At 65.1% G+C, this 20,149-nt stretch carries 18 protein-coding genes; 7 read left to right on the forward strand and 11 right to left on the reverse strand.

What is annotated here, in order from left to right; translation table 11 throughout:
• Nucleotides 1-31: 31 nt before the first annotated feature.
• Together N4264_RS17210 and N4264_RS17215 are read right to left on the reverse strand one after the other, a co-directional pair.
• On the reverse strand, nt 32-478 hold the full coding sequence (locus N4264_RS17210) for a MarR family winged helix-turn-helix transcriptional regulator (protein ID WP_261693467.1): 447 nt from the start codon (nt 476-478) through the stop codon (nt 32-34).
• Nucleotides 475-1,335, reverse strand: a complete 861-nt coding sequence (locus tag N4264_RS17215) for a 4'-phosphopantetheinyl transferase family protein (RefSeq protein WP_282563016.1) — start codon at nt 1,333-1,335, stop codon at nt 475-477. Before N4264_RS17215 ends, N4264_RS17210 begins: the two co-directional genes overlap by 4 nt.
• 116 nt (nt 1,336-1,451) lie before the next feature.
• Here N4264_RS17215 and N4264_RS17220 point away from each other — a divergent pair, with 116 nt between their 5' ends.
• A complete protein-coding gene (locus N4264_RS17220) occupies nt 1,452-2,462 on the forward strand; it encodes a DUF72 domain-containing protein (protein WP_261693468.1) in 1,011 nt (336 codons plus the stop codon).
• Here the strand turns inward: N4264_RS17220 and N4264_RS17225 are convergent.
• From N4264_RS17225 to N4264_RS17250, 6 genes are all read right to left on the reverse strand, one after another.
• Nucleotides 2,452-3,861 (reverse strand): hypothetical protein, encoded by a 1,410-nt coding sequence (locus N4264_RS17225; RefSeq protein WP_261693469.1) that lies wholly within the window; start codon nt 3,859-3,861, stop codon nt 2,452-2,454. The two genes, N4264_RS17220 and N4264_RS17225, sit on opposite strands and share 11 nt — an antisense overlap.
• 116 nt (nt 3,862-3,977) lie before the next feature.
• On the reverse strand, nt 3,978-4,547 hold the full coding sequence (locus tag N4264_RS17230) for a hypothetical protein (RefSeq protein WP_261693470.1): 570 nt from the start codon (nt 4,545-4,547) through the stop codon (nt 3,978-3,980).
• Nucleotides 4,540-6,087 (reverse strand): FAD-dependent oxidoreductase, encoded by a 1,548-nt coding sequence (locus N4264_RS17235; RefSeq protein ID WP_261693471.1) that lies wholly within the window; start codon nt 6,085-6,087, stop codon nt 4,540-4,542. Before N4264_RS17235 ends, N4264_RS17230 begins: the two co-directional genes overlap by 8 nt.
• Before the next feature lie 48 nt (nt 6,088-6,135).
• Nucleotides 6,136-7,824, reverse strand: a complete 1,689-nt coding sequence (locus tag N4264_RS17240; RefSeq protein ID WP_261693472.1) for an ABC1 kinase family protein — start codon at nt 7,822-7,824, stop codon at nt 6,136-6,138.
• Nucleotides 7,825-7,996: 172 nt separating this feature from the next.
• A complete protein-coding gene (locus tag N4264_RS17245; protein ID WP_261693473.1) occupies nt 7,997-8,737 on the reverse strand; it encodes a DNA-formamidopyrimidine glycosylase family protein in 741 nt (246 codons plus the stop codon).
• A gap of 14 nt (nt 8,738-8,751) precedes the next feature.
• Complete coding sequence (locus N4264_RS17250) at nt 8,752-9,093, reverse strand: cupin domain-containing protein (protein WP_261693474.1); 342 nt, start codon at nt 9,091-9,093, stop codon at nt 8,752-8,754.
• Between the two features lie 147 nt (nt 9,094-9,240).
• Here N4264_RS17250 and N4264_RS17255 point away from each other — a divergent pair, with 147 nt between their 5' ends.
• The 3 genes from N4264_RS17255 to N4264_RS17265 all read left to right on the forward strand — a co-directional run bounded on the left by N4264_RS17255 (nt 9,241) and on the right by N4264_RS17265 (nt 11,890).
• A complete protein-coding gene (locus N4264_RS17255) occupies nt 9,241-9,582 on the forward strand; it encodes a hypothetical protein (protein ID WP_261693475.1) in 342 nt (113 codons plus the stop codon).
• A 76-nt stretch (nt 9,583-9,658) separates the two neighbouring features.
• Nucleotides 9,659-9,907 carry a hypothetical protein gene (locus N4264_RS17260; RefSeq protein WP_261693476.1) on the forward strand — a complete coding sequence of 83 codons (249 nt, stop codon included), beginning with the start codon at nt 9,659-9,661 and terminating at the stop codon, nt 9,905-9,907.
• Between the two features lie 201 nt (nt 9,908-10,108).
• Nucleotides 10,109-11,890 carry a BON domain-containing protein gene (locus N4264_RS17265; protein ID WP_261693477.1) on the forward strand — a complete coding sequence of 594 codons (1,782 nt, stop codon included), beginning with the start codon at nt 10,109-10,111 and terminating at the stop codon, nt 11,888-11,890.
• Between the two features lie 172 nt (nt 11,891-12,062).
• Here the strand turns inward: N4264_RS17265 and N4264_RS17270 are convergent, their stop codons facing one another.
• The 3 genes from N4264_RS17270 to N4264_RS17280 form a co-directional block, all read right to left on the reverse strand.
• On the reverse strand, nt 12,063-12,509 hold the full coding sequence (locus N4264_RS17270) for an EF-hand domain-containing protein (RefSeq protein WP_261693478.1): 447 nt from the start codon (nt 12,507-12,509) through the stop codon (nt 12,063-12,065).
• A 336-nt stretch (nt 12,510-12,845) separates the two neighbouring features.
• The gene (locus N4264_RS17275; protein ID WP_261693479.1) at nt 12,846-13,421 is read right to left on the reverse strand and encodes a hemerythrin domain-containing protein; all 576 of its coding nucleotides are present in this window, start codon (nt 13,419-13,421) and stop codon (nt 12,846-12,848) included.
• 272 nt (nt 13,422-13,693) lie between these two features.
• Nucleotides 13,694-15,418: a hypothetical protein gene (locus N4264_RS17280; RefSeq protein WP_261693480.1), complete on the reverse strand. Its 1,725-nt coding sequence runs from the start codon at nt 15,416-15,418 to the stop codon at nt 13,694-13,696.
• 529 nt (nt 15,419-15,947) lie between these two features.
• Here N4264_RS17280 and N4264_RS17285 point away from each other — a divergent pair.
• The 3 genes from N4264_RS17285 to N4264_RS17295 all read left to right on the forward strand — a co-directional run bounded on the left by N4264_RS17285 (nt 15,948) and on the right by N4264_RS17295 (nt 20,094).
• Nucleotides 15,948-16,511, forward strand: a complete 564-nt coding sequence (locus N4264_RS17285; protein ID WP_261693481.1) for an ECF-type sigma factor — start codon at nt 15,948-15,950, stop codon at nt 16,509-16,511.
• On the forward strand, nt 16,484-18,913 hold the full coding sequence (locus N4264_RS17290; protein ID WP_261693482.1) for a serine/threonine-protein kinase: 2,430 nt from the start codon (nt 16,484-16,486) through the stop codon (nt 18,911-18,913). Before N4264_RS17285 ends, N4264_RS17290 begins: the two co-directional genes overlap by 28 nt.
• A 137-nt stretch (nt 18,914-19,050) precedes the next feature.
• Nucleotides 19,051-20,094, forward strand: coding sequence for a hypothetical protein (locus tag N4264_RS17295; RefSeq protein ID WP_261693483.1), 1,044 nt, complete (start codon nt 19,051-19,053; stop codon nt 20,092-20,094).
• Nucleotides 20,095-20,149: the final 55 nt, after the last annotated feature.

Genomic DNA, 20,149 nt, shown 5'->3' on the forward strand with positions numbered 1-20,149 from the left:
TATAGACCAACGTCGAGTCCCGCCCGTCACCTCAGGCGGACCCGTCGCCCGGCGCCATGCGCGCGTTGAGACGGGTCAGGTAGCTCGCCAACCTGTCCTGCTCCGCCGGGCTCAGGTCGGCAACGAGGTCCGCGGCGAGGCGCCTGCGGTGCCCCTGCACCTTCTTCTGCAACGCGCGCCCGGCGACCGTCAGCGCCAGGCGCTGGCTGCGCCGGTCCGCGTCGTCGGTCTGGCGCGTGAGCAGGCCGCGTTCGGTGAGTGTCTTGATCAGCCGGGCCACTTGCGCCTTGTCGCGACCGCTCTTCTGGGCGATATCCGCCGCGGTGCACCCGGGGTTGCGCGCGACAAAATTCAGCGCGCGCGCTTCCATCGGTGCCAGCCCGTCCTCTTCATCGCGCAGCACCTGGGCGTGGCGCGCCTTGATCGCGTGGAAGAGCGAATGCAGCAATTCCAGCACGTCTTCCGGGGACTGGCTCATCGCGACTCCGTATGACGCCACGATGCCATTGAATCGTGAGCATCGCGCGCCGCGGTGATCCATTCCAGCACAGATTCGACGCTGGCCGCGCGCAGGAGCACCGTGAATGGCGCCTTCCCGCCGTGCCGCAGGCCCACCGCCATCTGGTGGCGCTCGTCGGGTCGGTGCAGTTCAAACTGCCAATGGGCCGGCGTATCGTCGAGCGCGGGGTCAAACCCGATGCCGATGCTGTCGCCGTCAAGTGCAAAGCTGAACTGGTCCAGCGGTATCGACAATCCCATGCCACGCGCCTTGATGTAGCTTTCCTTCAATGTCCAGTACTGGAAGAAGCGATTCTGACGCTCCGACTCCGGCAGTGCGAAAAGCGCCTCTACCTCTGTGGGCGAAAAATGGTGCTCGGCGATGCCGGCAATATCGGTGAGCCGCTCGCACCGCTCGACATCAACACCCGCGTCAACCTCGCGTCCGACCAGGCAGGCCACCAGGCTGCGGGAATTGGACAGGTTGAAGCGCAGGTCGCCGGTGTCATGGATGGCAGCAATCTCCGGCCGCCCGTATTCGTTGGCGACAAACGTCCATTCCGACGGCAGCGTCGCCGCATAGCGCGACAGCACGCCGCGGCATAGCGCTCGCGTCACCAGGTACTCCAGCTTGAGGTAGTCGAACACATACCGGTCATGGCGCTGGCGTTCCTCCGTGCTGAGCAGGGCCAGCGCCGCCGTCCGGAAGGCCGGTGTGTCAAATTCCGCCGACCACGCGTACCACACATGGACCTCATCGGCGGGGAGCGGCTGCAAGCCGGTCCTTTTCGGTACGGCAAAACCCTCGGTCACGTACTCTTCCTGCAGCATGGTCATTGCGGTCGAAGCGGCCAGCCTAGCAGGCTGCGACACGCGGCGCGAGCCGCCGGCGGAGCGCACGGTGGCGGGCGCAACGCCAGGCCGTTCACCCGCCCGGACCTACACTGCTTGCCATGGCACAGCAACGCGGTCGTGCGTACATCGGGATTTCCGGCTGGCGCTACGCGCCCTGGCGGGGCGTCTTCTATCCGCCAGGCCTTGTGCAACGGGAGGAGCTGGCATTTGCCGCCGCCACCTTCTCGACGATCGAAATCAACGGCACGTTCTACAGCCTGCAGCGTCCCGACTACTTCCGCGAATGGCGCCAGCAGACCTCAGCGGCATTCCGGTTTGCGGTCAAGGCCCCGCGTTACATCACGCACATACGCCGGCTCAGGGACATCGAAAAACCGCTCGCGAACTTCTTCGCATCCGGCGTGCTGGCCCTGGACGATCGTCTGGGACCGCTTCTCTGGCAATTTCCGCCGAGTTTTGCTTACGACGAGGCCCGCTTTTCCCGGTTCCTCGATCAATTGCCGCGTACGACGCACGAGGCGCTGGCACTGGCGCGGCGTCGCGAAACGACGCGAATGCGCGGCCGCACCGCCCTGCCCCGCCTGCCCGAACGCCCCCTGCGTCATGCGGTGGAGATCCGGCATGAAAGCTTCCGCTCAGCCGCATTTGCGCAGGCGCTGCGACAGCGGGGCGTCGCGCTCGTTGTTGCCGACACCGCCGGGCGCTGGCCCCTGATCGAAGAAGTCACGGCGGATTTTGTGTACTTGCGCCTGCACGGCGACAAGGCACTGTACGAAAGTGGCTACAGCGCCCAGGCACTCGACTGGTGGGCGACACGCATCGACGCCTGGCGCCTTGGCACTCAACCGGATGACGCCCGACGCATCGACACATCGCCCCTCTCGCGCCGGCCGCGGGACGTCTACTGCTATTTCGACAACGACGTCAAAGTGCACGCGCCGTTCGACGCCTATGACCTGAGCGTGCGGCTCGGCGTCGCTGCGGGCACGCCACCCCGGCGCCAGTCGGACGCGGCCGACGGGGAAACCGCCCGCACCGACTGGCCGTGGCGGCGGACGTCGCACGCCACGCGTCCGCGTGAAGCACGCCGGCCGAAGTCTAGAGGGTGAGCAAGTAAGCGTGCAGGTTCTTCTTCTCCGCGTCCGTCAGCTTCAGCTGTAGCACCAGATTGAAGAATTCCACAGTGTCATCCAGCGTCAGGAGGCGGCCGTCGTGCAGGTACGGGGGCGAGTCCTTGATACCGCGCAGGGTGAAGGTCTTGATCGGGCCATCCGGAATCATCTTCTGTCCGTTGATGACTTCGCCGGTGCGGTAGAACCGCTCCAGCTTCAGGTCATGCATGGCGTTATCGGTGAAGGCCATCACAGGCACATGGCATTCGGCACACCGCGCCTTGCCCAGGAACAATGCCTCGCCGGCCAGCTCGCTCTCACTGGCCTTGGCTTTGTCGAGGCGCCCGGTGGGGTCGAGCTTGGGTGCCGGCGGAAAATCGATGATGTTCTGCATCTGCGCCATCATGGCAACCTGACTGGCACGATCTGGCAGGTGGACACCCTTGCGCTGCGCGCTGACGTGGTCGCCGTTGAAGTAGGCGGTGCGCTGCTCGAACTCGGTGAAATCCTCGATCGACCGCAGTGACCGCTTCGATCCATGCAACTGCTGCGCAAACATGCCGCGCAGACTGACCGTGTCGAGACGGAATCGCGCATTCTGCGGCCGAACGTCCGGTGTAAGGTGGAAGGTGGCGTTGGTGTGGAAGTTCGCGTGACAGTCCAGGCACGTGACGCCAAGACTCTGCTCGGCGCTCTTGCGATCCTCGGTCTGGTTGAATTCCTCCTGAGGGAATGGCGTCAGCAGCAGGCGCAATCCTTCGATCTGCACCGGCGTCAGGACACCGACCACCAGCGGGTAATAGTTCTTGATCGTCAGCAGCTGGCCGCGCGAAATATCACCCAGATCCGGACGCGTCGTGAGGAAGATGGGCGCCGGGAATTCCGGCGTGAAACGCTCCGGCAGGTCAAAGTCGACATCGAACCGGCGCAGGTCACGCTTCTCCTGGCGCAGGATCTCGTCGATCTGCTGCTGCAGGAACACCTGGCCGCCGACCGCATGCTTGACGTGCGGCAAGGGCTTGAAGCCTTCGGGCAACAGTTGCCGGTCGCGGATGGCATCCGGCGTCAGTTGCGAAAGACTATCCCACGTCTGGCCGTCCTTGAGCTTCACGCGGACGCCGCCTTGCACGGCCTTGCGCCCCCCGGACATCATCACCCCGGCGATGGGCCTGTCAGCAAGGTCATAGCGCGCTTCCAGCAAGGCGCGCTGACGCTGCATGACACCGGGCTTGTCGGCCTCGTCCTTGCGCTTGACGGTCTCGAACGGCTGCGTGGGTAGTGGCCGGTACGAATCCGCCGGATCGACCGCAGGCGGCGGTGCGATCACCGGCTCTTCCGCCATTGCCGTTGCAGCCAACAGGCTGATCCATACCGCATGAAAGCGTGTAATTTTCACGATTGCCCCTCCTGGCAGGAAATGCGGATGATTCGACAGGACCTCCACGCATTGGCGCGCTTGCGGCCAGTGCTCACGCTATCGCTGTGCCCACAGAACGGACCGAGGCCCTTTGTTTACTTTGCGGCATGAAGTGTCGCTGCACTGTGTAGCGGCGCTGACGCCCCTTCCCGCCCGGTCCGTTGCGCGCGCCAGCAACGCCACCATTCCTCCAGCGTGGGGGCCAGGCCAAAGAGCGCACTGGCAGCGAGCACGAGAACAGTGACCGGCAATGGCAGCGGTACGGACTTCAGGCGAACGCTCCAGTCCGCAACACGGTGCGCCCCGTCCAACAGGAGCATTGTCAAGGCGATGATCGGCAGCGTCACCAGGAATCCGTGGGCAAGGTGCTCGCCCGCGCTGATGACGCGCCGGACCTGCGTGTAGCGGATGTCCCACCAGGCGGTGACCGTATGCGCAACCACCGCCACCGTACACAACGCGAGCACCAGGCGGTTCACTTCCAGAAAGAGCACCGCGATAACCGGAATACCGATCTGCGCCAACTGCACCACGTGCAACCACGCCTCACCCAGGCCGGACGTGTGGGCGATCGCACTGCGGCGATGAAACAGGTAATCCGCACAACCTGCGATCAACCACAGCGGGAGCACCACACCGAGCAGATAAGTGCGTACCTCAACCACTACCGACGACCTCCGCGGCGGCACTTTCCACCTCCACGGTGTTCACGGCCTCCAGCCCCTTCGCCGCGGGACCGTTGATCACGTGACCGTCGTCTGCCGCAAAGCGCGAACCGTGACAGGGGCAATCCCAGGACTTCTCCGTGCCGTTCCACCGCACGCAACATCCCAGATGCGGGCACCTCGCCGAGTACGCCTTCAGCGCACCGCCGGGCTCCCGGTACAGCGCGAAACGGTGCAGTCCGTGACGCACGACCGCGCCGTCCCCCGGGGCGATCCGGGCCGCGGAGGTGGCATCACCCGACTGCAGCCAGTCGCGGTACTGGGCCGCTACGTTGGCGTTCTCTTCCAGCCACGTACCATTTAGCCGCTTGCGCGAAGGGTCGTAGAGCGACTGCCACGTATGGTGACCCTCCTTGATGAGGCCGGCGATCAGCAGACCCGAGAGCGTGCCATGGGTGAGGCCATTGCCGGAGTCTCCGCTGACGACGTACACGTTTTCGCGGCCGGACTCCTTGCCGATGAACGCCAGCCCGTCCACCGGCTCGATGATCTGCCCGGACCATGCATATTCCACGTTGCTGAATTCTGGACAAAACCCGCTCGTCCAGCGCCGCAAGGCATCGAAGCGCGCCCCTTCCTCCACATCCTGGCCGGTCTTGTGATCCTCGCCGCCGACGATCAGCCAATCCATTTCTGCGTCGGGCTGAATGCGCGCGTAGAAGTACGGGTCGCCCGTGTCCCAGTACAGACCATCGGCGATACTGCCCTTGGGGATCCGACCGGCGATGACCAGGCTGCGGTAGGCTGCCTGCTTGGTGTGAAGGAACACGCGGCGGTCGAACGGCACATTGGTAGCAACGACGACGGCGTTCGCCGTGATCTGCGCGCCGTCGCGCCACTGCACGGCCGGGTTTGCACCATCCTCCACGCCGACGACGTCGCCGCGGACGAACCGCCCGCCCGCCTGCCGGATCACCCGGATCAGGCCGGCGAGGTAGCGGCTGATATCGAAGCGGGCCTGACGGTCAAATCGCAGGACACGACGTCCCTTCAGGAACGCCACCGGTCCGTCGGGCAACAGCTCCACCGTCAGTCCGGCCTCGCGGGCCGCTTTCAGCTCGCGCGCCAGCTCGTCTGCATCGCTGTCCGGCGCGCGGAACAGATAACCCGGCACGCGGGCGAAATCGCAATCAATCGCGTAGCGCGCCACCCACGCCTCGATCTGGTCGATCGCCACCGCATGGCTCTGCGCAGCCAGGCGTGCGCCGTCTCCGCCATGCCAGTGCGCCAGCTGGTGAAAGCGGTCGTCCAATGCACTGGCAAGGTGTGCACTGGTCCGGAGCGTTTCTCCGGAACCGACGCCGTCGCGCTCGACGATCAGCGGAGAACGACCCGACTCCAGCAGGCACAAGGCAACGGAAAGGCCTGCGATTCCACCGCCCACGATGCACACGTCGGCACGGGAAGGTACCTGCGCTTCCCAGATATCGCCCGGATCCGCCCACCGCGACTGCCAGTAGGATTGTGTGTGGTTTTTCATGGTGCACCTCATGACGATCAGCTCGAGCGTTCCATGCAACGGCGTTGGTCAGGGTTTGCGCGCGCGGTAGGGCGAGACGTGGCGGTCCGTGAGCATCGCCGAGACGACCAGCACGGCGCCGAGGCAAAAGGCGCCGACAAACATCACCAGGGCCAACGCCGGGTAGCCCCACAGCCGCGTGCCGGCATCGACCCGCAGCGCCAGCGCGGCGCCGATGATCAGGCCAGCCGTGATGATTCCTGCCGATATGCGATTGGCGATCTTCTGAAGGTTTTCCAGCAATCGCGACTCCTCCAGTCCGGCCAGGCGAACACGGACGCGATTGCGCGCGATGTTCTCCAGGATGGCGCGGGCCTGGCGGGGGAAGTCCTGAAGCAACTCCAGCAGATCGACCGAACGGGTCATCAGTGCGGCGGGGCGAAATGCGCTGCCGACCCGGCCGCGCACCAACGACGCCATATGTCGGCGCACGATGTCACGCACGGCGATTTCCGGATCCAGCAGCCGCGCCACGTTGTCGAGGTTGAGCAGCGTCTTGCCCAGTAGTCCCATTTCCGGTGGTGGCCGCAGGCCGGATTCGATGCCAACCCGGGTCAGCTCGATCAGTAGCTGCCCTTCGCTGATCCCATGCCCTGGCTCCTGCGTCGCATAGCGTCCGATCAGCCGGCCGCAGCGGCGGCGCCAGACGACCTCGTCGAACATCGCCAGACGTTCGCTGATCGACGCACATTCGTCGGCCACCTGGTCGTCGTCGCCTTCTACCGCTGCAAACAGCACTTTCATCAGCGCTGTCCGCATGCGGGGCCCGAGGCGGGCGACCATACCCAGGTCGACCAGAGCAATTCGACCGAAATCATCGATCATCACGTTGCCCGGATGGGGATCCGCGTGCACCAGCCCATGTACAAACACCTGATCCAGATAGCCCCTTATCAGCTCCGTGGCCCGATCGCCCAGCGGCTGGTCGAGGCGGCGCAAGGCGATAGCCTGGGAAACCTTGGCCCCACGAATGCGTTCCATTGTCAGCACGCGCGCCGACGACAGGTCGCCATAGACGCGGGGCACGACCAGATTCCGATGCTCGGACAGATGCGCGGCAAATACGCGCAGGTTCTCCGCTTCCAACCGATAGTCCAGTTCTTCCTTCAGCGTATCGCTCATCTCGGCGATCCACTGCTTGAAGCGGACGCGACGGCCGTGCTCGGTGCAGCGATCCGCTGCGTCAGCCAGATGGGAGAGAATCTTCAGATCCGTCGCGATCTCCTCGGCGATGTGCGGCCGCTGCACCTTCACGGCGACCTCCGTGCCGTCACGCAGTTGCGCCGCGTGCACCTGCGCCAGGGATGCCGCCGCCAGCGGTTCCTCGTCAAAGCGCGAGAACGCCTTGGTCAGGCGCACGCCCAGTTCGCTTTCAACGAGTTGGCGGATCTGCGCAAACGGCACGACGTCCACGTCGTCCTGCAGCTTCTCAAGTGCCAGGCGATAGTCGGGAGGCAGAAGATCCGGGCGCGTCGACAAGGTCTGGCCAATCTTTATGAAAGCCGGCCCGAGCGCCTGCAGGTCCGCGACGAACGCCTCCGCGCCAGGCGCGTCGTGCGTCGCATCCTGGTGTTCACCTATCAAGCCCGCCAGCGCACGGTGCTTGATCACAAAACGCGTCAACCGCGCCGTACGGGACCACGCGCCACCGCGTTCGCCGGCCGTTGACGCATCCATTGCAGTCACGCGCTCATCCATGACAGTCCACCCAGAAGTCGTCCAGAGGAGTTCATCAAGGACCGTGCCATCGCCACCCCCGGCGACAAACCCCGCAGCCGGTCCGCACACAGGGCGTTGTGCCCAGCGCGGCAGAACCCGTCGCGCAAAATTCACGACCGGCCGCGCCCGCTCGCACAAAGCGCCGCTACCGCTAACTGCTCCGCCACAGATCCTGGCACCGAAGACAGAAGAAGGATCGGCGCTGTGTCCTGCCGAGCTTCCCATTCTCCAACTCGGATCCGCAGCGCGGGCAGATACTCCGCGTGTGCACCAGCCAGTGCTTTTTCAGCACGAAAGCTCTTTTCCACGCGAGGAAATCGAAACTGTAGTTGCGTGACTCGCGGACCAGTCGCCCCAGGCGCCGTGCAGGGAGGGCTCCCACCTCCGACAAGGGATGGACGCGGATGCGGAACAGCACTTCGTTCTTGATGATGTTGCCGACCCCGGCGAAGATTTCCTGGTCCAGCAGCGCATCGCATGCAAGCAGGCCGGGGTGTGCACGCAGCTTGCGCAGCGCCAGGCGTGGATCCCACGCATCGGCCATCACATCGCTGCGCCAGTCGTAGACCGAGTCCAGCGGCGCATCGATGTATCGCACGGAACAGGCGTACAGGTTCAGTTCGCCGCGCTTGCCGCGCAGGCTCAGCCGCGGCGTGACACCTTCACGCCGTTCGTCGATCCGGTACGTTCCAAAAAGAAGGAAATGGACGCGCAGGCTGAAGGCCCGGAACTCGACCAGGAAGTGTTTTCCCCAGCTGCGCAATGCAAGGATGCGCTGACCTTCCAGCCGCCCCTTGTCGAGCCGGGTATTCCCCTCGACGGCATCAATGCGCATGCCGACCAGATGCGCGGCCTGCTCCCGGAGGATGACAATGGAAGGCCCTTCCGGCATCAGCCTGTCCCGCGCTACTTCCGTCCCCGCGGCAGCGCATTGCCGTCGCCGTCGTAGGCGGGTGGCACGTAGAGATTCACCGTGCGCAGCATGGCCCTGCCGGTATTGCGGATCTCATGGGAAGTCCCGCGCTCGATCAGCAACAGCGTACCGGGTCGCAGTGCTCGCCGCTTTCCTCCGATGATGGCGATGCCCGAACCATCGACGACGAACAACCATTGGTCCGCGCCGCGATGGCGGTTGTCTGCCCCACCCTCCCCGTCACCGGGCCCGATGACCATTTCCGCCGCCTGCGCGCGCCGATTGCCGAAGACCACCCTGAAACCTTTGCCAAATCGCAGCGTCTTTGCCGGCATGGTGCCTCCCTGCTCGCCAATGTGTAGTGCGCGACTCCAACGCTTCCCTGGCACGCTCCGTGCCAGTCCGACGGCATGAAGCCTGCGAAAAGATCCACAACCGGAGAACCCCGCAATGCCGGTGCACGGCCTGCTATCGCGCAGGGAGTGAATCGCCAGAGCACGACGGTGGCGCGCGGCTGCCGGCTTCTGCGCCAGGCCATTCGCGAAAGACGCCCCGTCACCGCGATGTACGACGGACTGCAACGCAGGATGTGTCCGCATGTTCTGGGCCGCACCGCGGACGGACACTGGCATGTACTGGTGTACCAGTTCGACGGAAGGACGCGTGGCCGCCCCCTCGGTTCGGAAGGATCGCCCGGGAACTGGCGGTGCATCCAGGTAGCCGGCTTGTCCGCGCTGCGTCTGGTCGACGGCGCCTGGCGCAGCGCAGCCAACTACGCCTGGCAGCGCCAGCACTGCGTCCTGGAGGTTGACGTACATGTCTAGAGGAATGGCACGTTTGTTGCCATTTTCTGCGGACAAACCGCTGTGTCGGTTCCCATGAAAGGCCACGGAGCACGCCATGGACGAGGACGAAGATATCCGCGACGGGCAGAACACCGCCGATGCAAGCGTGGATGACGCGTCGGACGATCCGGATCCGACGGACGAGACCGGACGCGCCGCCGTGATGGACCACCTGGATCGTGCGGCAGAAGTACTTCGCCAGCACCCGTTGTGCACGCTTGCGGTTGTCTTCGCCGCCGGGATCCTCCTGGGCAAATGCATCGGCCTTGCCGAGACCCGATCACGCCGCTTTCCGCTGTGGTGAGCAAACGGCGCAGCCGTCACCGTCCTACGCAACGGTTTCCCACTTCTTGTAGGAATTACATCGCACGGAATTCACCCGACAGCCCGACGAGCCCGACATATCCACTCCTATACAGGTGGATCCGGATGGCATGCGACTTGCTCTTCTGAGCCGCGGCCGTTTTTGTGCGGCCGCCTTCTCCATCCCTGAAAGGAGTTCCACATGCAATCACGAAACTACGAGGACAACGGACTCGGCCGCGGCCGCGGCCGCGATGGCGAGTACGAAGGCGGATTCGGCCAAGGTCGCGTGGAAGGTCGCGGACAGCAGTCCGAATACGGCCGTTACGGTGGATACGAACGCGACCGGGAATACGGTCAGGGCGGCCAGGGCGAGGGCCAGCAGGGACCCGGCGGCTACGCCTCCCAGTACGGCCAGAGCCAGGGTGGCCAGTACGGCGGTGGCATCGAGCAGGAGTACCGGCAGGACGATCGCTACGGTATGGGTAGCAGTCGCCAGGAGTACAGTCAGGGTTTCGGTGGACAGTACGGTGGCCAAGGCTACCTGGGCTCGCAGTACGGTCAGGGCGGCCAGCAGAACCAGGGTTACGGCCAGAGCATGGGCGGCCAGTACGGCAGCCAGAGCCATCTGGGTGGGCAGCAGAACCAGGGCTACGGCCAGGGCATGAGTGGGCAGCACGGTCAGAGCCATCTCGGTGGCCAGTATGGCCAGGGCTACAGCCAGGGCACGGGTAGCCAATACGGCGGCCAGAGTCACCTCGGTAGCCACTACAGCCAGGGCGTGGGCGGCCAGTACGGCAGCCAGAGTCATCTCGGTAGCCAGTATGGCCAGGGCTACGGCCAAGGCATGGGCGGCCAGTACGGTGGCCAGTACGGCCAGGGCTATAGCCAGGGCGTGGGCGGTCAGTATGGCAGCCAGAGTCATCTCGGCAGCCAGTATGGCCAGGGCTACGGCCAAGGCATGGGCGGCCAGTACGGTGGCCAGTACGGCCAGGGCTATAGCCAGGGCGTGGGCAGCCAGTACGGCAGCCAGAGTCATCTCGGCAACCAGTATGGCCAGGGCTACGGCCAAAGCATCGGTGGCCAATATGGCGGCCAGAGCCACCTCGGTAACCCGTATGGCCAGGGCTACAGCCAGGGCATGGGTAGCCAGTATGGTCAGGGCATAGGCAGCCAATATGGCGGCCAGAGCCACCTCGGTAACCCGTATGGCCAGGGCTACAGCCAAGGCATGGGTAGCCAGTACGGCCAGGGCATGGGCGGCCAGTACGGCGGCCAGAGCCATCAGGGCAGCCAGTACGGCCAGGGTTATGGCCAGGGAATGAGTGGGCAGTACGGCGGCCAGAGCCAATACGGCAGCCCGTACGGCCAGGGCCTCAGCAGTCAGTACGGCGGGCAGAGCCAGTTCGGCAGCCAGAGCCAGGGTTACGACCAGGACAGCGGCAGCCGCTACGGCCAGGGTGGCCAATCTTCCCGCTACTCTAGTGGTAGCCAGCCGTATGGCAGTGAGCGTGGCGGCGGCAGCTATGGCGGTTCGCAGCGTCTGGGTGCGGGACAGTCCGGATCACGCTGGCAGGGCTCGGGCCGCGGTTCCGGCATGCAGACCGACAGCCACCGGGGGCGCGGGCCCAAGGGCTATACCCGTTCCGATGACCGCATCAAGGACGACATCAACGAACGCCTCACCGACGATGACCGCATTGACGCAAGCAATATCGATATCGAGTGCAGCAACGGCGTGGTGACGATTTCCGGCAGCGTCGACCAGCGCTGGATGAAGCATGTGGTCGAAGACTTGATCGAAGGTTGCAGCGGCGTGAAGGATATCGAGAACAAGCTCACCGTCCGCAATCGCAACGACGAGAGCAGCAGCTCGCGGTTGGGCAGCTCCGATACCAGCTCACGCCTTGGTGGTTCGGCGCCCAGCACCTCCGGGGCCTCCTCCACGACGTCCGCCACCAGCGGCGCGAAGAAACTGCAGTAACGTCTTGCGGGCCGTGGCGCTTTGCGCCACGGCCTTTGCGCGCGACACCGCATCGCGCAGGCCCTGTCAGCGCAATCATCCGAAAAGAAAAAGAAGGACTGGCTCCAGCGGCCCCGTGGCGCGCACTGGAGGCAGTCCTTCAAAGAGACATGCCAAACTGCGGTGAAGCAGACTACCTCAGGCAGGCGTCAAACTCGTTGCGTGTGATGCGCCCATCCGCGTCGCGGTCGCAGTCGGTCATGTTGTTGCCCGAAACCTTGAACTCCTCAAGCGACAGTACGCCGTCCGTATTGGAATCCAGTGTCACGAAACTGTGCGTGCCGCGAACATCCTGGCGGCTGGCCAGCTGCTGGTTCGGCGCGACCGGGTTGCGGCCGGTGGGCGTCGCGCCGGCAATCGGTGGCGTCTGACGGGGATTGGGCGGCGAAACGGCCGGTGGCGGGTTTGAACTCGGCGGCACGGTGCGCGTATCGACCGGATCCTGCCTGGACGGCGGCTGCGCCACGGGCGGCGCCGTCGCGGGATGCTGCGCCGGAGGCGTCTGCTGCGCCATCGCGGTCATGGTCAGTGCAATGCCGGCAAACAGCAGGGACGGCGTAATACGAAGGTACTGCGTCATGAAGTCTGCTCCTCGGCTACCCGTTCGGTTGAAAAGCGTGACGAAACGCCAGGCCGACGGCACGCTTCGCCGGCCTCTCTTCCGTGAGAGGCCGGCCTCTTTCGCATACCACGTCCGTGTGCGGCCAGCGGCCGGGCTTGCGCGGGCGTACGCCAATTGGGGGTGCATCCTGTCAGACACCCGCGCAATCCACTGCGAACTGCGCCGGTTGCCCACATCGCAACAACCATGCCACGAAAAACCGCCTGCATTGGCGTTCGACACCGCAGGGCAATGCATCACCCAGCGGCCATTTTTACAATTTATCGTAAAGTATTCAGCAGCTGCATCGTCGCATCAGGCGGCGCGGTGACCGTGCGCTACCGGCCGGCCCCGCGGCCGGGCACCGACCGGCGTGGCCACATCGACCACATTCACGCGTCCGCTCGTCGCAGGTGCTTCCTCGTCGGCCACGCGGGCTTCCAGCTGGCGTTTCAGGGCTGACATCTCCACGCCCAGGGCTTCCAGATCCAGATCCGTGCGCTCCGCCGCCGGAAAGAGTTCGTGCTCTTCCTCCTGTACGTGGTGCTTGACATACTCCTGCAGCACACTGACTTGCGCGCAAAACATCGGCTCGTTCGGACTGGCGCCGTTGAGCAGGCTGATCAACCCCTTGAGCGTGCCGTGTTCGACTGCCGCCTCGCGAATCAGTTCGGCATCCTCCTTGTCGAGTGCATTGAGCACGCGCGGATAGAACACGGTTTCCTCGACTTCCGCATGTATCACCAGCGCCTGACAGATCTGACTGACCAGTTTGGCGGCGGCGCCGTTGTTCGGTGCCTCCTCCCACTGGCGGAACAGATCTTCGACGAGGCGGTGATCACGCTTGAGCAAATTGACGGCATGAGTTTCGGATTTGCTGGAAAACAGCATGAGCGGCCTCCTGACGGAATTCCACGGACGAAACGCGCCTGGATCACCAGGCGCGATGGAGGAGCGGGGGCAAGAGACAGGCCAACGGAACCGGAACGGAACGTTCGCGTTTCTGGGTGGAATCGCCGGGAGAAATGCATGAATTGCGTCGCCGACAGGGCGAGGTGCATGCGACACGGACGTGCCGACCGTGTTGCGGAACAGCAGCCGGTGGCACTGGGCAAGTTCGCCGCCGGGGCCTTGCGAAGGCCCCGGCGGCGCAGCGACGGCTGCTACTGGAAGCCGTTGGCGAAAATGACGTCGGAAACGGGCGGCACGGTCACGGCATAGTTGCAGGAGGTATTGAACGCCTGCGCGATACCGTTGATCTGCGTGGCGTTGTAACCCAGCGTACCGGCGGCATTGATGATCGCCTGTGCGGTTTGCTTCTGCGTCGAGTTCTCGTTCGTCATGGCGAGCCCGGCCAGGAAGGCCTTGTCCATCGCCTGGCCGCCGATGGCGTCACGGGCGACGATATTGCACGAGGCAAAGTACTGGCCGGCCGTGTGCCCGCTGCCGATATTGTTCGGATAGCTATGGCCGACGTGGTAGTTGGTAATGCGGCCAGGCCAGAACGGATTGTGGCCATCGTAGTTGAACACCCAATGGTAGGCGGCATCGGCGCTGGTCCACTGGTTCGGGAAATCGCGACTGTAGGCCTGCGCAAGGTAGTCGCCGACACCTTCCGACAGGCCTTCGACCTGCGACAGGCCACCGTCGGTGATCCAGTCATGCAGGCCATGGCCCAGCTCGTGGATGATGACGTCGGCGTCCTGTGCATCATCAACACCGCCTTCGCCAAATACAAGCTCGCCCGTGGCACCGTTGTAGTGCGAATTGTCTGCGCCTTCTTCGCCGTGCGGATCAATCTTCACGCCGCCGCTGTACTGGATCGGCATCACCGCAATGCCCAGCGTCAGGTTGACGTAGCGCATGAACGTGTCGACGTGGTAGTACACCATCGTCGCATCAAACGTCATCGCCGAACGCGTGACGCTGAAATTGGTCGATGCCTGCGTCGGGCACGCTGCGTCGGCAGGTGCCTCCCATTCGGTGCACACCGCGTACGGACCCGCCAGGGAGTACTGCCCGCCATTGCTGGTGATGTCGCGCAGCACCACGCTCTGGAGGGCCGCCGTCAATTGCGGCGAGTCGGCATTGTTGTTGTCCGCGTAGCCGGCCGTCGAATAGGACACCTTGGCGAACGAGAGCGGGTCCGGCTTGAAGACGGTCGCCGTACCGTCGACATTGTGTTCGATCGTCTGGGAACGCAGGATGCGTCCGTCTGTCGCATCCACCAGGATTTCCCAGCCGCCCACGCGCGCGTCGACGCTGGTGGCCAGCACGCGCCATACGGGACGGGTGCCGTCCTGGGTCTGGTACAGCATCTGCACGGCATCGCTGTGACGCAGCGGCTTCATCTCCAGGTGGCGCATTGCCGCGGCGATCGCCTCGCTCTGCGCAAGCACGGCACGCGCAGCAACCGTCGCCACACCGCGAACCGAACCGTTGGCCACGTAGACGATGGTTCCGTCATTCTTCGCCGTCACGACGATGCTGCTGCCGTACACCGGCAAACCGTCGACCTGCTGCGTGAACCGCACGATGCCCATGGTGTCAATCGAACGCTCGGCGCGGACGACCAGGCCGGCCAGGTCTGCCTGGTTCAGGCCGAGCTCTGGTCCGCGTGCGGTCAGGTATTCCAAAGCCGCCGCGCGCGGCGTGCGGGCCGTAGCCTTGAAACGCGGCGAGAACACCGTCGCCGGCGTGCCGTCGGTGCGGTAATCACCATCGACGCCAGCCAGAAAGACGGGTTTTTCTTCCACACCACGCGTCAGCGACAGCGCGAGGGTAGAACCCTCCGGGCTGGCTGGCGACAGCGCGAGGGCCACAGGCGCTGCACCGGTTGTCAGGGCAAGGGCAAGCGCTGCGGAGAGTGAACGGACAAGAATAGCCATTGAAAAAGGGAACTCCACTTCAATTTCGATTGCGAACAATCACGACCGAGTCGCGGTGCGAGCACCGCGACACCACTGCATCACGCGTCATTGGCGGGGTCTATGGCGAGCCTCTCCGTGAGGACATGTCCGGTCCTGACGCGTGATCGGGCCGAGCATAGCCCAGCGCGTCCCGCCGTACCGTTGACGATTGTGGAAATTCATATCGCGCAACGCACGCCGGAAGCGGACTCAACCGGCCGCTTCCGCCTGCAGACAGACCGTTCTGCTACTCAGGGCGGAGCAGACGCTCACGTGCCGGTACACACCCATGCAGGGGTGTGGAAAGCCCTCCCTTCACACGGTCGGCGCGGGACACCCCCGATTGCCGTTCCTGGCAGGTGACCACCCCGCCCCCCGGCGCACCGCCCGAACCTCACTCTCCCCGCATTGACGGCGCGATTCCGCCAACCGGTTCCTGGTTTCCCCGCGAACCGCGTCGCGCTCCGCCTCCGGACCGAGCCCGACCGAATGCACTAGAATGGGGGCCATGGGCCAAACCGACTCCGACACGACCGTCCTGCTGGCGCAGTGGAACGACGGCAGCGCCGCCGCAGGCGATGCGCTGCTCAAGCGCTTCTATGACGAATTACGCAAGCTGGCCGCCGCGCAGCTGGGCCGCGAATGGGGCGGCAAGACACTCCAGGCGACCGAGCTGGTGCACGAGGCCTGGTTCCGCCTCTGCGGCGACCAGCAGCCCAGTTTTGCCAATCGCCGGCACTTCTTCGGCAGTGCCGCGCGCGCCATGCGCCAGGCCCTGATCGATCGGGCGCGCGGCCGGCAGGCAGAAAAGCGCGGCGGGTCGGCCGAGAAGATCCAACTCGATGAAATTCTGGAATTGTCCGGAAATCCCGATGTGGACCTTCTCGAACTCGACAATGCCCTGCGCCAGCTGGAGCTTCTGGACGAGCGCCAGGTGCAGATCGTCGAACTGCGCTATTTCCTGGGCTTGTCCATCGAGCAGACGGGCGAAGCGCTCGGCCTGCATCCCAGCACCGTCAACCGCCAATGGGAGAGCGCCCGCGCATGGCTGCTTCGGACCCTCAGTCCCTAGAGGCCGCCCGTCTTCGCCACCGGCGGCTGTGTGAGGCGTTTGACCGGTTGCACACCCTGACGCCCGATCAGCGCGAAGCGGAGCTGGCCGTGGTGGCGCAGGAAGACGCCGGCCTTGCTGCCGAACTGGCCGCCATGCTCCATGCGAGCGAATCCGATGGTTTGCGCCCGCGCGAAACTCCCGTCCCGGTGACGGTCTCGGAAGACCTGGGCACCGAACGGGGTTATCGCATCCTGCGCCAGCTGGGCCACGGCGGCATGGGCCGCGTGCTGCTGGCCGAGCGCTCCGACGGCCGGTTCAGCCGGCAGGTCGCGATCAAGGTGCTCGACAAGTCGCCAGACGATGACGGCTGGCGGCGCCGTTTTGCAGCAGAACGCGAAATCTTGGCGCGCCTGGTACATCCGAACATCGCCCGCTTGCTGGACGCCGGCGAAGACCCGAACGGCGTGCCGTATCTGGTGATGGAGTACGTCGACGGCGTGGCACTCGACCGGTGGATGCAGCAGGCGGCCCCGTCGCTGCCAACCCGGCTGGACGTGTTCGTCCAGATCGCCCAGGCCGTGGCGCACGCACATCAGTCCCTGGTCGCGCATCGCGACCTGAAGCCGGCCAATATCCTGGTTGATCACCAGGGCAAACCGCACCTGCTGGACTTCGGCATCGCCCGCCTGCTTTCGGAACAGAGCGCGACGATGACCGATACGCGAGCGCTGACGCCACGCTATGCCGCGCCGGAACAGGTCGCCGGCGCGCCGGCGACCGTCGCCGTGGATATCTACCAGCTGGGCGTGCTGCTGTTCGAACTGCTGACCGGCAGAACACCGTTTTCCGACCTGTCCGGCCCTGCCCTGCTCGATGCCATCGTCCGGCGCGAACCGCCCACCCCCAGCCATCTGGCCGAGTCCGAGGACAGCGTGCCGTGGGCCCGGCGTCTGCGTGGCGACCTGGATGCCATCGTGGCCAAGGCCATGCGGCGGGAACCGCTGGAGCGCTACCGCAACGTCGATGCCATGATTGACGACGTACAGCGCTGGCGACGCGGACAGCCGGTGCTGGCACGCCAGGGCGGCACGCTGTATCGCACGCGGAAATTCGTCCGTCGCCACTGGCTGGCGCTGGCGACGGTAGGCCTGATTGCCGCCCTGATTGCCGGGTTTGTCTGGCGGCTGCAGCAGGAACTGGCGCGCAGCGAACGCGAGCAGGCAACGGCCAAGCAGGTCACCGAGCTGATGATCGATGTGCTGGGCAGCGTGGACCCGCGTCGGGCCAAGGGCCAGGAACTCACCCTGCGCGAGGCGCTCGACCAGGGCGTCGCCCGGATCCGCGAGCAGAAAGACCTCCCCGACGCCGTACGCGGCCGGCTGCTGCACGCCCTGGGCGGCGTCTATCTGGAACTGAGCCAGTTCGACGTCGCTGGCCAGATGCTTGAGGAGGCCCTGCCCTATCGCAAACGCGCGGGAACACCGACCGACGCGATCAACACGGCCTATTCCCTGGCCGTGCTGCGCCAGCGCCAGGGCCGCCTGGAGGAAGCCGAACGCTGGGTGCGCCACAGCCTGGATCTGGTGGCGGAATTCACGCCCGACGACTACGAGATGGCGGCGGAACTGCACAACGGCCTGGCCATCGTCAGCCGGATGCGGGGCCGCGACGATGTCGCCGCGGTCGAATTCGAGCGCGCTATCGACCTGGTACGGAACAAGGTCACGAACAAGGTAGAAGAGGACCTGGCCCCGCTCCTGCGCAATTTCGCCGAGTTCATCGACGACAGGGGTGATCACGACCGTGCCCGGTCGCTCATCCGGGAAGCCTTTGCCGCCGCCGAGATTGGGTATCCGGGCGAGAACCCCGAACGTGCCCGGCTGCTGCGCGTCGAGGCGCGCAACGCGCTTTACCGCAAGGACGCCACGCTCGCGGCGACACGCGTCGGCGAGGCCTGGGCGATGGCACAGCGCCTGTTTCCGGAAGCCCATGAAGAACGCATTCGCATCGCCGACCTGCATGCGCAGGAACGCTGGTCGGCCGGCGATACCGCCGCAGCCGAGGCCTTGCTGCAGGAAGTACTCGCAAAGGGCCAGATCATCTACCCCGACGGACACCCCCGCCTGATTTCCGCGGCCACACGTCTGGCGGCGCTCTACCTGTTGCGCCAGAACGATGCGAAGGTGCCGGCGCTGCTCGAACTGGCCGAGCGATCGCGGCACATACACGGCGTTTCGTCCGCCGATACCAAGGCGCTGGATCTGCTGCACGCGCTGGTCGATTGCATCAAGCAAGGCTCGGAAGACCGCCACAACGCCGTGGAAATCGCGGTCAGCGCCGTCGTCGGCGACCCGCAATTCCTGGTCTGGCTCAAGCCCGGCTGGCAGGCGGTTGCCCTGCGCTGCGAGCGCAAGCCCTAAAGACCGCCAGAGCACGCCGCGACGGTCCAATTCCTCCGCCGGAAAAAATTTCCGGCGGGTGCGAAAAATTCTTCCCGGTTTGTCGCACGTGTGGACAGGGACAACACACCCTGTACACCACCGGCGAGAAAACCTTCATGAAAATCCTCATCCTGCGTAGCCTTCTTACCGCACTGCCTGTGCTTTCGCCGATGGCGAATGCCCAGACGGTCTACACCGATTCGTTCGACAGCATCGGCGGCTGGCCCGACTCCGACGCCACGGGCGACCTCAGCGCCGTCTACACCGTGGTCGGCGGCGAATACCTGATCAACCCGCTACAGGATCGCCACTACGCCCTGGCGACGGCACCGGCGCGGACCGACTCCACCAACCAGGTGGTCGAAGCCGACGTGCGCCTGGCCGCTTCGCACAGCGATTCCCGTGCGGGCGTGGCCTGCCGCGTGGGCCGCGGGCTGACGTTCTACGCGTTCAACCTGGTCAAGTCCGGCGGCGTGGAAATCGTGCGCGTCGTTGACGGCGATGCGTCGCTGCTGGCCACCGGCCACCTGGGCGTCGACCCCTCCGAAGGCGTGAAACTGCGCGGTGAATGCCGCGGCAGCTCGCTCGTGCTGTCGGTCAATGGCCGCGAACTGGCGCGCACCACGGACGGGTCGCTCGGCGATGGCACTGGCGCCGGCCTGCTCAGCGTGTCGCCGGTGATCGCCGCGACCAATGCCGCCTTCGACAACTTCCGCCTTTCCGACGGCGGCGGCAGCAGCGGCGCGATTTCCCATTCGTCATCGGCGCCGCCGCCACGTTCGAGCGGTCGCCAGCTGGACGGCGGCTCTGGCTCAGGCGATGGCTACTCGGGCGGCATGCCCGTCGTCGACGACATGGCCCTCTACAATGACGCGTTCGGCAAGCCGGGTTCGCGCCAGAGCCTGTTCGATGCCGGCAACCGTCGCGTCTACATCGTGATGGAGCTGGGCAATCGCGCCCGTGCGCAGTTCCGCGCCGAGTGGCGCCGCATTGCGGGTACGGACGAGTCGTACATCATGGACAGCAAGATGGATAACGCCGCCGGCCACTCCCGCGTCTGGATGTACGCGGACCGTTCCTGGCAGCCGGGTCTGTACCGCGTGGACGTCTATGCGGATGGCCGCCTGCTCGACCAGCGCGAATTCTCTGTCACCGACTGATCACACCGTGCCGGTGAGCGATCGGCCAGGGAAGGCCGATCGCTTTTTTCGGAGG

It is taken from the genome of Tahibacter amnicola, from assembly GCF_025398735.1.
Taxonomy (GTDB): Bacteria; Pseudomonadota; Gammaproteobacteria; order Xanthomonadales; family Rhodanobacteraceae; genus Tahibacter; species Tahibacter amnicola.